General features: G+C 40.4%; 9 protein-coding genes. 8 read left to right on the plus strand and 1 reads right to left on the minus strand.

Features of this window, described 5'->3' with window-relative positions; all coding sequences use genetic code 11:
• The first annotated feature begins 168 nt into the window (after nt 1–168).
• Nucleotides 169–1716 carry a sodium/solute symporter gene (locus tag IIC38_16360; GenBank protein MCH8127508.1) on the plus strand — a complete coding sequence of 516 codons (1548 nt, stop codon included), beginning with the start codon at nt 169–171 and terminating at the stop codon, nt 1714–1716.
• A 35-nt stretch (nt 1717–1751) separates the two neighbouring features.
• Nucleotides 1752–3689: an acetate--CoA ligase gene (gene acs, locus IIC38_16365; GenBank protein MCH8127509.1), complete on the plus strand. Its 1938-nt coding sequence runs from the start codon at nt 1752–1754 to the stop codon at nt 3687–3689.
• Nucleotides 3690–3736: 47 nt separating this feature from the next.
• Here the strand turns inward: acs and IIC38_16370 are convergent, their stop codons facing one another.
• The gene (locus IIC38_16370) at nt 3737–4918 is read right to left on the minus strand and encodes a T9SS type A sorting domain-containing protein (GenBank protein MCH8127510.1); all 1182 of its coding nucleotides are present in this window, start codon (nt 4916–4918) and stop codon (nt 3737–3739) included.
• A gap of 417 nt (nt 4919–5335) precedes the next feature.
• Between IIC38_16370 and IIC38_16375 the strand changes: the two genes are divergently transcribed.
• From IIC38_16375 to IIC38_16400, 6 genes are all read left to right on the plus strand, one after another.
• Entirely contained in the window at nt 5336–8176 is a 2841-nt protein-coding gene (locus IIC38_16375; GenBank protein ID MCH8127511.1) for a TonB-dependent receptor, read from the plus strand.
• 229 nt (nt 8177–8405) lie between these two features.
• The gene (locus IIC38_16380) at nt 8406–9047 is read left to right on the plus strand and encodes a SpoIIE family protein phosphatase (GenBank protein MCH8127512.1); all 642 of its coding nucleotides are present in this window, start codon (nt 8406–8408) and stop codon (nt 9045–9047) included.
• 189 nt (nt 9048–9236) lie between these two features.
• Nucleotides 9237–10019, plus strand: a complete 783-nt coding sequence (locus IIC38_16385) for a UvrB/UvrC motif-containing protein (GenBank protein ID MCH8127513.1) — start codon at nt 9237–9239, stop codon at nt 10017–10019.
• Nucleotides 10020–10597: 578 nt separating this feature from the next.
• On the plus strand, nt 10598–12625 hold the full coding sequence (gene ligA, locus IIC38_16390) for an NAD-dependent DNA ligase LigA (GenBank protein MCH8127514.1): 2028 nt from the start codon (nt 10598–10600) through the stop codon (nt 12623–12625).
• A gap of 214 nt (nt 12626–12839) precedes the next feature.
• Nucleotides 12840–14507: a urocanate hydratase gene (gene hutU / locus IIC38_16395; protein MCH8127515.1), complete on the plus strand. Its 1668-nt coding sequence runs from the start codon at nt 12840–12842 to the stop codon at nt 14505–14507.
• A gap of 95 nt (nt 14508–14602) precedes the next feature.
• Nucleotides 14603–14869, plus strand: a complete 267-nt coding sequence (locus IIC38_16400; GenBank protein ID MCH8127516.1) for a hypothetical protein — start codon at nt 14603–14605, stop codon at nt 14867–14869.
• The last annotated feature ends 447 nt before the right edge of the window (nt 14870–15316 follow it).

Below are 15316 nucleotides of genomic sequence, written 5' to 3' on the forward strand. Positions count from 1 at the left end.
ACGGTATCGATTTCCAAACATATGAAAAAGAAGAATATTAAGCATGGAAATAGGGTGAAATGATCTTTTCTTGGATAAAAATTATAAGGATTATGAATAGGTCAGGTCAGGTTAATAAATAAATAGTTTATTTTTATCCTTTTCTTAGTCGTCTATTGAAAGAAAAAAATGTCCCTCTTTGACTGGATTGTAATTGCCCTTTATTTGACTGGAACCATCATATTAGGGCTTTGGGTGAGTAAAAAGCAGGAAAATTTAAAGGACTTTTTTTTAGGTGGGCGCAGTATCCCGTGGTGGGCAGCACTTCTTTCAATGGTAGCTACTGAAATTAGTGCGGCCACATTCCTTGGAGCGCCGGAGCAAGGCTATATAAGAGATATGACCTATATGCAGTTTTCAATAGGGACTGTATTAGCCCGGTTTGTAATAGCTGCAGTTTTCCTGGGTGTTTTTTACCGGTTTCAAGTTTACACAATATATGGATATTTAACCCATCGTTTTGGAGCACCTACACACACATCCGTTGCAGGTGTATTTTTGTTAGGTAGATTGTTTGCCAGCGGCGCCCGGTTGTTTATAGCATCTATAGCCATTAATGTTGCCACAGGTCTGGATATGACATCTTCAATCATCATTCTTGCTATTGTAGCCATCGCTTATACCTGGCTTGGCGGAATAAAAGCAGTAATTTGGACTGATGTTGCACAAGCTGTTATACTTGTCGGGGGTGGAATTATAACTGTCTTGAGTTTGATCAGTCATATTCCTTTATCTTTCAGTGAAATTATTGACCAGGTTGCAGAAGCTGGTAAGTTCAGGGTTTTCGATTTTAGGTGGACTACACTTGATGGCGGCTCAGCGGCCTTGTTGAATCCGTATCATTTTATCCCGGCAGTCATTGGTGGATTTTTCCTAACGATGGCTACTCACGGCACTGATCATGATATGGTCCAGCGCTTACTTACATGCAAAAATAGTAAAGAAGGTAAACGATCTTTATGGATGAGTGGCTTTCTCAGTGTGATGGTTGCACTCCTTTTTATTTTTATAGGACAATTACTTTTTGTATATGTAACTCAATTGCCAACCGGTCACCATATGGTTGAAATTGCAGACCAATTACGAGCTTCAGGAAAAAACGGTCATTTTTTTCTCCATTATATTGTTGAAATTCTTCCTATGGGTATTACCGGGCTTGTTTTAGCATCTGTATTTGCTGCAGCCATGTCTAGCCTAGATTCAGCGTTAAATGCGATGAGCGCTACAGTTGTAACCGACTTTTACAAACCATATTTTAGGAAAAATGCAGATTCAAAGCATTATCTGAAAGTTTCCCGTTTAGCAACGATATTGATTGGTGCACTATTAGTGGGAGCAGCATTACTGGTAGTTTATTATTACGAGGCTAATCCTGAAACAGATTTGTTGAGTATTGCACTTGGGGTCATGACTCTTTTCTATGGAGCGCTATTAGGTATATTTTTAATTGGATTATTAATGAAATCCAGAGGCAGTACGGTAAGCAATATTGTTGGTATGGCTTTAAGCATTATTGTAATCATTCTCATTAAATACAACACTAGCCTTGCATGGCCATGGTTTATAGTAATTGGTACGTTGATTACTTTCATTATATCATTCCTAGGGAGAACAGCTTCTGTTATTGTTAGGAAATTCGAATTAGAAAATAATTCAAACATTGAAATGAATGGTTAATTAATTTATTCCTTTGTATTTATAGGAGATAAAGGATGAATACTGAAATTAAATTTGCCCCCGATTTAGGTTTTTCTAAAAGAGCGCACGTACAATCATTAGAGCAATATCATGAGTTATACAACCAATCTATTGAAGATCCTGATCTGTTTTGGGGTCGAATTGCTGAACGAGTTGATTGGTACAAAAAATGGGACAAAGTCTCTGAGTATGATTTTATAACGGCAGATATTAAATGGTTTATTGGCGGCAAGCTAAATGTCAGTTACAATTGCCTGGATCGCCATGTTAATGCAGGACATGGAGACAAAACTGCTATTATTTGGGAGAGCAATGATCCGTCGGTATCTAAAACAATTACTTATAGTGAGTTATTAGAGCAAGTGCAAAAATTTGCAAATGCTTTAAAAGCCATAGGAGTGCAAAAGGGTGATCGGGTTTGTATTTATATGCAAATGATACCTGAATTACCCATCGCTATGTTGGCTTGTGCCAGGATTGGGGCGATTCATTCGATTGTATTTGGCGCTTTTAGCGCTGATTCATTGCGTAATCGAATCAATGATTCATCTTGCAAAATATTAATTACCCAGGATACGGCAGTTCGGGGTGAAAAACAAGATATCCCCATGAAAGCCAATGCTGATTCAGCGCTGGAAGATTGTCCTTCAATAAAAAATATGATCGTGGTACAAAGAACAGGTGGTTCTGTTGATTGGAACGAAGATCGGGATATTTGGTGGCATGAATGTATAAGAAATGCCGAGGCTAAATGCCCTCCTGAACAAATGGATGCTGAAGATCCTTTATTTATTCTCTATACCTCAGGGTCCACCGGCAAACCAAAAGGAGTTTTACATACGACCGGTGGGTACCTGGTTTATGCATCCTACACTCATGAAATAATATTTGATTATCACGAAGGTGATATCTATTGGTGCACAGCTGATATCGGGTGGATAACTGGACATTCATACATTGTATATGGCCCATTGGCAAATCGTGCAATTAGTGTGATGTACGAAGGAGTACCCAATTATCCTGATTTCGGACGTTTTTGGCAAGTTGTAGAAAAACACAAAATTAATCTATTTTACACTGCCCCAACGGCAATTCGTGCTTTAATGAAAGAAGGAGATTCATGGCCTGAAAAGCAAAATCTTTCTTCATTAAGACTCCTTGGAACAGTCGGTGAGCCCATCAAAGAGCCCGATTGGATGTGGTATCACAAAGTTATCGGAAAGGAGCAATGTCCGATAGTCGATACCTGGTGGCAAACCGAGACCGGTGGAATATTGATCACACCCCTTCCGGGAGCGATTCCTACCAAACCAGGTTCTGCAACCCTGCCATTCTTTGGAATTTATCCAGTCATCTTAGATCAGGCTGGTAAAGAACTTGAAGGAGCAGCAGCCGGATTTTTAGCCATAAAACGTGCCTGGCCGGGATTAATGAGAACGGTTTATGGAGATCATGAACGTTTTCGTAAAACTTATTTCAGCCAATATCCCGGTTATTATTTTACCGGAGATGGAGCAAAAAGGGATGAAGATGGTTATTATTGGATTACCGGAAGAGTTGATGATGTCCTCAATATATCCGGGCATCGAATTGGCTCTGCTGAAGTGGAAGGTGCAATCGGTAAAGCAGCAGGCGTTGCAGAAGCGGCCGTGGTTGGATTTCCCCATGAAATTAAGGGTGAAGCTATTTATGCATTTGTGACTTTAAAAACCGGAGAATTCCCTGATGATGAGCACAAGGAAAATATCAGAGCCAGTGTTAGAAAAGAAATTGGACCACATGCTACGCCTGACAAAATCCAATTTAACCCTGCTTTACCGAAGACCAGATCCGGTAAAATTATGCGGAGAGTATTGCGAAAAATTGCAGAAGGAGATATTGAAAACCTTGGCGATATTTCGACCCTGGCAGATCCTTCGGTTGTCGATGCTTTAATTGATGGCAGGCAATAAAATAGAAAACCTGGCAGGTTTTTCAAACCTGCCAGGTTGCTTAACGATTATTGCAAAAGTACCATTTTTTTGCTTAGGATTTGATTCCCTGCCTGTACTCTGTAAATGTATATACCGGAGCTGACGAGTTGGCCGGCATCGTCTTTTCCATCCCAAACAGCGGAGTTGCTGCCAGCCGGTTGTTTTGAGTGGATCAGCTCCCTGATTTCTTTACCAAGTGCGTCATAAATCTTCAAGACTACCTCAGAAGGGGTCTGCAATTCATAGTGAATCGTTGTGGTTGGATTGAACGGGTTTGGATAGTTTTGGTCCAAGGTAAATGAAGTTGGAATCTGTGTTTCATCCGATGCAACTGCAGTGGCAGTCGAATCGAATCCTTCTACCGTTAGGTTATCAAGCTTGAATGTCGTTCCAGAATCCGCCACAGTACCGACAAATGCAAAGGTTAGCCACTCTCCTGTAACTCGAGGAGTCGGATCTGTTGCCTCGATAAGCCATGCAGCCGGTTCATCTGCTTTTTCACCAGTCCAAAATTTCACTTTAACGTCTCCTCCTTTGAGATAATATTTGCACCAATAATAGGTATCAGCCGCAAAAGCAAACGTAGACGCACCGAGAACTGTCCAGCTTTCCGGAGCCAGACTCTGCAACGGAGCGCCCGGGCGCGGGTCCCCAAAAGTCGCAAGCCTTACAACACCAGCACCAGGGCTAACGAACAATGGATATCCAGGTGTATCCTCCCTGGGATCAGGATTCGTAAAAACTTCCGAAGTATCGGAAAAATCTGATCTTGCTCCCAAAGCAAAATAAGAACCCGCAGGATTTGTGAAATTCACAAAATTGATCTGAAAAGTAATGACTTCGTCCGGGCTGCCATAAGGGGGATCTCGGAGCAGAGCTGCATGCGTCCCTGAAGAGTCCTGTGGATTTATGAAAGGCACTCCGTTTGATTGGATAATGCCCACGGAAGCAAGTCCTGCAAAATTGCCAGATGTGACAACCAACTCGTTATCGATTTGCAGAACACTCGAACCGACTAATCCGACATCCGCGGTAAATCGCAGCCAGCCGACACCCGTGCCATCGATGCTAAACAGTGCATTTGGATCAATTGCTGTGTCATTAAAATTGTCCTGCCACAACAAATTGGGGACTTGCCCAGAAACGTTACCGGTTAAGGTTACCAATACTGCCAATATACCAACAAAAGTAGTAAACCGTTTTAACATGTTACCCTCCTACTGTTAGATGAAAAAAATAAACCTTCCATGAGGTTAATTAAGGTAATTGCTTTCAAATTTGATATTTAAATATTAGTAAAGGTTTGATTGATTTTAATATTATAAAATGCTGATGAAATCTGATCAGCAAATGTCTTTTTAGTTAATTGTCTATAAGATTATTAAAATATTAAAGTTAATGAAACTGTAATATGTTAAATTACAATTTCCAAGTCAAGGCTTTTTTGCAATAATATTGGGAAACAATATAAATACATGACATGTTTGTAATATATTGTAAAAATTATCTTGCTTTTTGAAGCTGATAAGATTAATTTACTTGAAAATTTTTAGTAGCGGAAATTCCAGAAGAGCATACTGTTTTGGCCAAATTTAAAATTTATTCATTTAACGGAGGTGAACCATATGAAAAACCCATTATTACGAAACATCAAATCAGTCTTTATAATAATTTTACTGATAATGGTTACTGCAAGCGCTGCCTTTAGTCAAAATGCCGTGTTGAAAGGTAGTGTTGTAGATAAAACGGATGGAAACCCACTTCCTGGGGCAAATATCCAGATATTTAATAATCAAGCCCAAAGAGGCAGCGCTGCAAATGCTTCCGGTTCGTTTGAAGTAAGGAATATTCCAGCTGGCACTTATACGGTGACAGTTTCTTTTATTGGTTATCAAAAATATATCATGGAGAATACAACGTTTTCTTCCGGTGAGACTAAAATAATTTCGGTAGAGCTTGCTCTTGGTGGCCTATTTTTGGATGCAGTGAGTGTGACTGCATCTCGACGTGCGGTAAAAATACTCGATGCTCCGGCTTCCATATCAATAATTAGTGAGTCTGATTTACGTGGAGCAATTGCGCCAAGTTCCGCTGCAGTCCTGGTTAACTATCCTGGAATTGATATGGCTACAACTGGAATAGATCGCCGCGAAATCGTATTACGAGGCTTCAATAACGCGTTTTCAGGCGCTACTTATATTTTGACGGATTACAGGCAGGCTGCCGTGCCCTCACTTGCCGTTAACCTCAATTCAATCATGCCCAACCTTTTGGAGGACTTAGAGAAAATTGAAATTGTTAGAGGCCCGGGTTCGGCCCTCTATGGTCCTGGTGTTGATGTGGGGGTTATTCATTATATCACTAAAAGTCCGTTTACCTATCCTGGGACCACTATATCATTGTCAGGAGGAGAACGAAGCTTTTACACGGGCGCCATTCGTCACGCAGGTTTATTGAGTGATAATGTGGCATACAAGTTCACAGGCCAATATGGACAAGCCAACGATTGGGAATTGGATGCCAGCGATCTTTTGGATAAAGCTCAACTTGATCTTGATGCTGCGGGACTAGAAAGAAATTATGATTACAAAAAATTGAACCTCAATGGGACGTTGCAATTTCGAATTAATGATGATGCTACACTGACTGCAACTGGCGGATATTCGACCCTGACCGCAGTTTTACTTACAGGCATTGGGACAGTCCAGGCTGACGGATTTGGCTACAAATATGGTCAGCTTCGTCTTCAGACAGGTCGATTTTTTGCTCAAGCATATTTTAATAATAATGATGGTGGAGATTCCTTTGTTTATGGTAGCAGAGTTAAAGTTGTCGATAACACGCTTCAGGTTAATTTTCAGGCACAATATGATTTTGATCTTTCAGAAAACCAACAAGTTATTTTCGGGGTAGATTTAGATAACACAAGGCCGGATACGGAAGGTACGATTTACGGTAGAAATGAAGACGACGATACGATTACGGAGTTTGGTACTTACATTCAAACGCTTACCAGGTTGTCTCGAAAGTTTGATTTAACTTTGGCATTGCGCGGTGACTACAATAATATTCAGGAGAAACTTCAATTATCACCACGAATTGCAATGGTCTTTAAACCAAATACTAATAACTCATTTCGTGCTACCTACAATCGCGCTTTTTCTGCACCAGGGAACAATCCACTCTTTTTGGACATTGTGGCACGTGCACCGGATGCAGCGCTTCCGTTCGTAATCCGGGGCCGGGGATCTAAGGATGGATATGTCTTTCCAAGGAATCCTGATTACCTAGCCTTTGCTGGAACAGACTTGGTTGCCAGAAGTATTAATCCGGCAACACTGGGCTTAGCTCAACCAGTTGGATTGCCTTTGGACGCAGTCTGGGGTGCAGTGTATGCCGGTTTGGCTGCAATCCCAATTGAAGAATTGAAAGCCCAGCTTCCGGCGCCGTTGAATACGTTCCCCAATATCATCATCCAGGGCTTGATTAATGCTTTTGCTCCAGGACTTACCGATGTTACTGGTTTTTCTAGGGGAGTCCTGGGTATTCTGAATACAACAACATTCTCAATCGATCCGGTTTCAGACGTTGCAAATATAAGCCCTATAAGAGAAACGATTAGTCAAACTTTGGAAGCTGGATACAAAGGCCTTTTCAACAATCGCTTTATGTTTGCGATTGATGCTTATTATACCACTAAAGAGAATTTTGTGGGTCCGGTTTTAATCGAAACACCATTTGTTCTGGTACCAACACTAATCGCAGATTTGGAAGCCGGTCTTGCGCAAGGTATAACCAATAATACTGAGCTGGCTGCCACTCTTGCTGCCCTGGGTTTTACACCCGATGCTGTTGCCGCCCTCATCATAGGCCTCGCAGCAGATCAGTTGCCGAGTGCATCTACGCCTGTCGCCCTTGTAGTACCAAATGAAAACGACCTTGGTGTAGGAGTAGCGCCCGAGTTACTGGGAACTTACAAAAATTTTGGTAAAGTTGAATACTGGGGAATCGACGCTAGTTTCCAATATTTTGCCAATCAAAATACACGAATCTTTGGAAACATTTCTATGGTGAGTGATGATTTCTTCGATAACAAAGAATTGGATGAAGCAAATGTTGATATAAAGCTGGCATTAAACGCTCCTTCCCTTAAGGTAAAGGGTGGTTTTGCACACAATACCCCCTCTGGTATTACATTTGGGGCATCAGCTCGTTTTATAAAAGGATTTCCGGTTTTTTCAGGACCCTATGTAGGTGGTCTTCCCGCACCCTACGGGGACGGAAAAAATGGTGTCGAGGACTATTTCTTACTGGATATTAACTTTGGCTATGACCTGAATGATTTTGCCCAGGGTCTGCGGTGGGATTTATCGATTAATAACGTACTAAATAATAAACATCGCGAATTTATCGGGGCTCCAAAAATCGGAAGACTCATAATGAGCCGTTTAATGTTTACTATGTAGCACCCTATTTAATTATTTATAATTAACTCCCAATCCTTATTTTGAAGATTGGGAGTTTTTTTTGCAATGGTTTCATTTTTTATTAATTTACACTTGGTTTTCAAATAGCATTTATAATTTCTTTTATCCGTAATAATTAAAACTACCCTATCATATGAGTCAAACGAATTCTGTAAAACATCTTTTATTTTTTCTTATTGTGGGAACTCTTGGCCTTGTTTTATTCATCATGTTTTATCCACCATATGATGATTTTTCTTCCCTTAAACTAACTGTAGATCAATCAGCTGCAATTGAAAAGTCTAAAATACTAGCAAGAAAATTGAATATAGATGTTACAGATAAAGACCCATCTGTATCGTTGCACCGCCAGAACAAACTTTTAGAAGATCATCAAAAAAAATATGGTTTGAAAGAAACTGCAAAAAAAATAAATGAGAACCTGCCGGGCTATTATTGGCGCATCAACTATTCAGACTTAAAAGAAAGTCGGGATTCAGTTTCGACAGCGTCAGTTGCGGATGATAATCAAAAATCATTGCGGTTTGAAATTTCGACAACCGGGCAGTTAATTTCGATTGATAATCAGTTAGCCGATAGTCGAAATTCAGATGAGTTTGGAAATTCCCACGAGGAAAGTTCTCGGTACATCGCTGGTTTCTCAGAAGCAATGGATAATTCCCGACAGGAATTTGGCGAAGATAGGCTGCTCAAAGTCATTAAAACATCCATGGAAAAAAGTGCCTCGGAAATCTTGGAGGATGTTCAAGAAAAAGTCAAACTTTTCACAGGTGATACCCCCCAACATGATGACATGACGATGGTTGTAGTAAGGGTGGCTGATTTGTTACTTACAAACTCAAATTCATAAATTTGATCTTATTTTTGGCTTTGTATCTAAAATGCTGGTTTTTGGAATATGTCTATTGTGATAATTCCGGATCGATCCGATTATGGATTATGGCTTAAATAGTCTTACCTAGCTCAGTCTGAATTAGATTGAAATACGAGCCTAATTTTAGTACATATTAATATTTTGAATTGATAAAGAATTTGCTACATGCTATCAAGTGGAAAAGACATTAATCGTTTATTGCGGGAATGGCCTCACGATCCTTCCAAGGTAAATGTCAGGCGAATTATTGGTGAAGATGGGAGAGAAAAGATTCAGCTAAGGGTTGACCTAGGTATCTTGCAAATGGAATTGGATGGACGCCCTGATGGGAAACGGCCCTTTGGAAAGGAATCTCTACTCGATCATTATCTAAACAATCTTAAGCAACATAAGCTTAAAAAAAAGACGGATGAAGGATTTGAATTGAGCAAAGAGGACTGCCTGAATCTTCAACAAGAAGCGGTTCAATACTACCATCGTTATCTAAGTCTATTTTATCTTGGTGATTTTGAAAGTGTGGTTCGGGATACGAATCGAAATATTAAAGCCTTTGATTTTGTAGAACGCTATGCTTTGGATCCAAAAGATAAATTAATATTTGATCAATTTCGTCCTTTCGTACTAATGATGTACACAAGGGCAAGAGCCTCGATCGCATTGAAAGATAAAAATTTTGATTTGGCAATAGCCCATGTAAAAAAGGGTGTCGACCAGATTGAAAGACTCCAGACTGAAGTTCCCAATGAATCAGCAAGTACGCATCATGAATTGATTTTTCTACAGCGTTGGATGAAAGAGATTAATGAACTAAAACCTGAAGATCCACTGGAAAAATTGGAACGGGAAATGAATGAAGCTGTTCAAACGGAAAATTTTGAACTTGCTGCTAAACTTCGTGATGAAATTCGAATTATGGCGCATCCAAAATTATTTAAATCGGATTTATAAGCCATTCAATTTTTATTTTAATAGGACAATTTCCTTGTTCTGTAATAATCCTTAGCAAAAAACGGTATATTTGTGAAATCCATATAAATCACAAAATTCTATTTCTGAACAAACAATAGAACATCGATCTCATCAGATAAAATATAACTAATTTAATTACTATTATTATTACTATGAATGACCAGCTAAAAAATTGTATTAGTTTTTTTAAGAAAAAAACCAGACAAGTTAAAAGATCCCAAAGTCCCCTCTTGAGAATCTTGAGAGGGGATTTAAGGGTGTGTAATTTTACTAAAAAAACAAAGAGATCGATGTCAGAAGTCACCTTATAAAGTTTTCGTGGATCGAAAACAGACAAAATAGTTAAGAATCACATGAAGAGAAGATAACTAATTTGAACTTGAAGTGAAGGATTAATTTGTTAGATGAATTTACACACCCTTGAACACCCCACCGGAGGCGGGATTTTCTTCCCCTCTCAAGTTTTATTTTGCCAGTTAATTTATGATTGATCGAATTCTAACTAACGGGTCATTCATATTATTTACTATTATTCAATGTTTATTTAAGGTTGTTGAATGGATAAACAAACTGCAGAAGAGAAGATAGTTCAGCTCCGGGAGCAATTGCATTTTCATAACCATCGTTATTATATACTTTCCGATCCGGTTGTATCAGATGCCGAGTACGATCGCTTATTGCGAGAATTAGGAGAACTCGAAACTCTCTTCCCAGAACTAATCACGCCGGATTCCCCTACTCAAAGAGTAGGTGCACCGCGAGAGGTAGGGACTGGTTTCAAATCTGCACCGCATATTGTACAAATGCTAAGTATGGAAGATGCCTTTAACGAAACTGAATTCCTTGATTTCGACCGGCGAGTCCGCGATGGATTAGGAGTTGAAGCAGTAGAATACACAGGAGAACCAAAGTTCGACGGCATAAGCATGTCCCTTACTTATGAAAATGGCATGCTGATTCGCGGGGTAACCCGGGGGGATGGTTCTATCGGAGACGATGTAACTGACAATATTAGAACCATAAATACGGTTCCACTCAAACTAATGACTGATAAACATACCGCGCCCTCTTTAGTTGAGATAAGGGGTGAAGTTCTCATCGCGACGGCTGATTTTCGCAAGCTAAATGAAGAACGGCTGAATAACAATGAACCTCCTTTTGCCAATCCAAGGAATATGACTTCCGGTGCGGTTAGACAGTTAGACCCTGCGAAAACTGCAAAAAGAAATCTAAATTATTTTGGTTGGGGTGTCGGTGGATTCGAAGGGGTGAAATTTTCTGATCATTTGGAAATTTTGAATATGCTGAAGGATTGGGGTTTCCAGGTTTTTGAAAATATTAAATTGTGTCATGGTATCGATGACGCCATCGATTATTATCAATATATGTTGTCGGTACGGGATGATTTGCCATTTGAAATTGATGGAGTCGTGTTCAAAGTAAATTCGCTTGCAAGTCAAAATCGTTTAGGAACGAAAACCCGTCATCCACGCTGGTTAGTAGCTTACAAATTTCCCGCCCGGCAAGAAACCACACGTCTGTTAGATGTCAAGTTTCAAGTGGGACGTACCGGTATTATTACACCGGTTGCTGTTCTCGAGCCTGTTAACATTGGTGGGGTTACTGTTTCTCGGGCGACATTGCATACCGAAGAAATAATCCAGCAAATTGATCTAAAAATCGGTGACCGGGTTCTGGTGGAAAGAGCAGGAGATGTAATCCCCAAAGTCGTTAAACCAATTGTACAGCAGAGGACAGGTGATGAAACGAAAATTGTCATGCCGGATCGCTGTCCTGTTTGCCAGACTGAATTGGAAATGGAAGGAGCTTATTATTATTGTGTGAATTTTTCTTGTCCGGCGCAACTCAAAGGCCGGCTATGGCATATGGCCAGTAAAAGGGCATTTAATATAGATGGATTTGGCGGAGAAAACATCGATCAATTGATAGCGGAAAACCTGGTCAAAACTCCGGAAGATGTGTTTTTTTTGAAAAAGGAGCAGCTTGTCGGACTGGAACGTTGGGGCGACAAATCTGCTCAAAATCTTATAGACCAGGTGGAAAAAAATAAAAAGATTGACTTTAGACGGTTTCTTTATGCCCTGGGTATTCATGGCGTCGGTGAATATGTTACTAGGATATTGTCTGAAAATTTTTCTGATTTGCAGGAATTAATCGACGCAGATGAAGAGAACTTGAAGGAGATCAACGGTATTGGTCCGATAGTCGCTCATTCGATATTGGAATTTTTCCATCGCGATGAAAACCAGGAAACGCTCAGACGTTTGTTCGATTCAGGAGTCGAGATTCAATATCCCCAAGCAGATCAAATATCAGACAATCATTTTCTTGCCGGAAAGACTTTTGTATTTACAGGTGGATTGGAAATAATAACGCGCGATCAAGCAAAAGAAATTGTTGTGAATTTTGGTGGCAAGGCGGCCGGTAGCGTTTCATCAAGGACGGATTTTGTGATAGCTGGAAAAGATGCCGGATCGAAATTACAAAAAGCGAAAGAGCTTGGCATTCAAATTTTAACCGAAGCTGAATTTAAAGAATTAGTCGAAAAGAAGCAATTTGATTAAACGGAGATTGTCCGTAACCTTTTGAGAAAATGGCAGCAGAAACAATCGGAAAGAGCGGCACTTAGTATGTTTTCAAGTTTGATCATAGTTTGGCTGAAGAAGAATCTATGGAAGTTTGTTCCTAAACCCCATCTTTATTAAAACCATTTGAAGTTATTAGACCCGTTTAATATTTTCGTGTTGACCTAACCAGGTTAAACAATTCATGAAAGGGATGAGCATGTCACAATCAACATATGTGCCAATTAGAGCACCCCGAGGAAGTGAAATTTCCTGCAAAGGCTGGCAGCAAGAAGCCGCCATGCGTATGCTGATGAATAATCTAGATCCAGAAGTTGCAGAGCTTCCTGAAGAACTGATTATCTATGGCGGTTCCGGAAAAGCAGCAAGGAATTGGCAATGTTATCATGCTATTGTAAAAAGCTTAAAAGAACTCGAAAATGACGAAACCCTGTTGGTTCAATCCGGCAAAGCGGTGGCCGTTTTTAAAACTCATCCCGATGCACCACGAGTTTTAATCTCTAATGCAATGCTGGTTCCGGACTGGGCGACATGGGATGAATTCCGCAAACTGGATGCATTGGGCCTAATCATGTACGGGCAGATGACTGCTGGGAGTTGGATTTATATTGGAACCCAGGGAATATTGCAGGGTACTTATGAAACCTTCGCCGCTGTGGCTGAACGACATTTTGGTGGTGATTTGACTGGAAAACTGCTGGTAACGGCAGGATTGGGAGGCATGGGTGGCGCACAACCTTTGGCCGCCACTATGAATAACGGCGTGATGCTGGCTGTAGAGGTAGATCCGGACCGTATTAATCGACGTATTCAAACCAAATATCTTGACCAAAAAACTGAGGACTTGGATGAGGCGGTCAATTGGGTGTTGTCTGCAAAAGAATCTAAATCTCCCTTATCTGTTGGCCTGCTGGGAAATGCAGCCGACGTTCTGCCAGAATTAATAAGGAGAAATGTCATTCCCGACGTGCTGACCGATCAGACATCTGCCCATGATGAGTTACAGGGTTATGTACCGGCCGGGCTGCCATATCAAGAAGCCCTGGCCTTAAGAAAGTCCGATCCTGAAAAATATATCAGCTTAAGTTACCGGTCTATTGCGACACACGTAAAGGCAATGTTGGAGCTGCAGCGACGAGGTGCGATTACATTTGATTATGGCAACAATATTCGCGGCCAGGCAAAGAAAGCCGGGGTAGAAAATGCATTTAACTTTCCAGGATTCGTGCCGGCATATATCCGGCCGCTTTTTTGTGAGGGTAAAGGACCATTCCGTTGGGTTGTTTTATCCGGCGATCCCGAGGATCTGTATAAAACGGACGAAACGATCCTGGAACTTTTTCCTCATGACAAAATGCTGCATCGCTGGATTACCCTTGCTCGGGAGCGGGTGGCATTCCAGGGTTTGCCGGCAAGAATTTGCTGGCTCGGTTATGGCGAACGTGATAAGGCAGGTCTGGCATTTAATGAGTTGGTAAAATCAGGCAAAGTCTCAGCTCCAATCGTGATTGGAAGGGATCACCTGGATACTGGCTCAGTCGCTTCACCCAACCGTGAAACCGAAGGCATGAAGGATGGCAGCGATGCCATTGCCGACTGGCCGATTTTAAATGCATTGCTGAATGCGGTTTCCGGTGCAACCTGGGTTTCAGTACATCATGGCGGCGGCGTTGGCATTGGCTTGTCTATACATGCCGGCCAGGTAACTGTCGCAGACGGCACTCCGGAAGCTGCTGCAAAAATAAAACGGGTTCTCACCAACGACCCGGGAATTGGCGTCGCCCGCCATGTAGACGCCGGCTACGATGAAGCGATCCAGACTGCCAAAGAACAAGGGGTGAATGTGCCAATGATGAAGTGAACGGTTATGTAACGCGAGATTTATCTCGCTTGTTTAGATATAATAAAATGCCAGAACTTTGATTAAAATTGTTAAATCACTTTGTAGATAAAACAATGTCTGAAGAAACAGTTTATTACAGACGTAACCTGCCACATCTTCACCCACGAGATAAGAATTATTTTATTACTTTTCGTTTGGCCGGTTCACTACCAGTTGATGTATCGCAAATATTTAAAGCAGAACAAGAAGCTTATATCAAATATCTCCGGAGAAAATTTGATAAAAAAAATTCAATATTGAGAAATACAAATTGGAGAAACGTAACTTCACGAAATTTGATGACTGGCTGGATAAGTGTTCCACAGGTCCACAATGGTTGAAAGATGAAAGAATTGCTGTTACTGTGGCTAAAAAACTTCACGAGCTGGATGGCATAAGATATAAACTTATTGCCTATTGTATCATGTCAAATCATGTTCATCTATTGATAAATCCAACATGGATTCTCGGAAATAAGAAAAGTAACATTTTGGGAACAACCAAAGATTATCTATTAACCTGACCTATTCATAAACCTTATCACTGTCATCCAGGAGGGATCTATTTTGCAACTAATTTATACATACGACTTTACTATTTCCTTTTTATGGAAATAGATTTTTCCTGAATGACATTTTTATAAAAAAGTTTCATTTAAAACCATATTTATTTTGTACAAAAGTTTAATAATGAATGGAATCTTCCGATTCTGCTGAATGATAACCTTTGTTTTTGTCTTTTTATCTTGATCAGAGAATTTTTTTTCTTTGTTCTTTTGATTGTTTCTT

Source organism: candidate division KSB1 bacterium (genome assembly GCA_022566355.1).
In the GTDB taxonomy this organism is placed as follows: domain Bacteria; phylum Zhuqueibacterota; class JdFR-76; order JdFR-76; family DREG01; genus JADFJB01.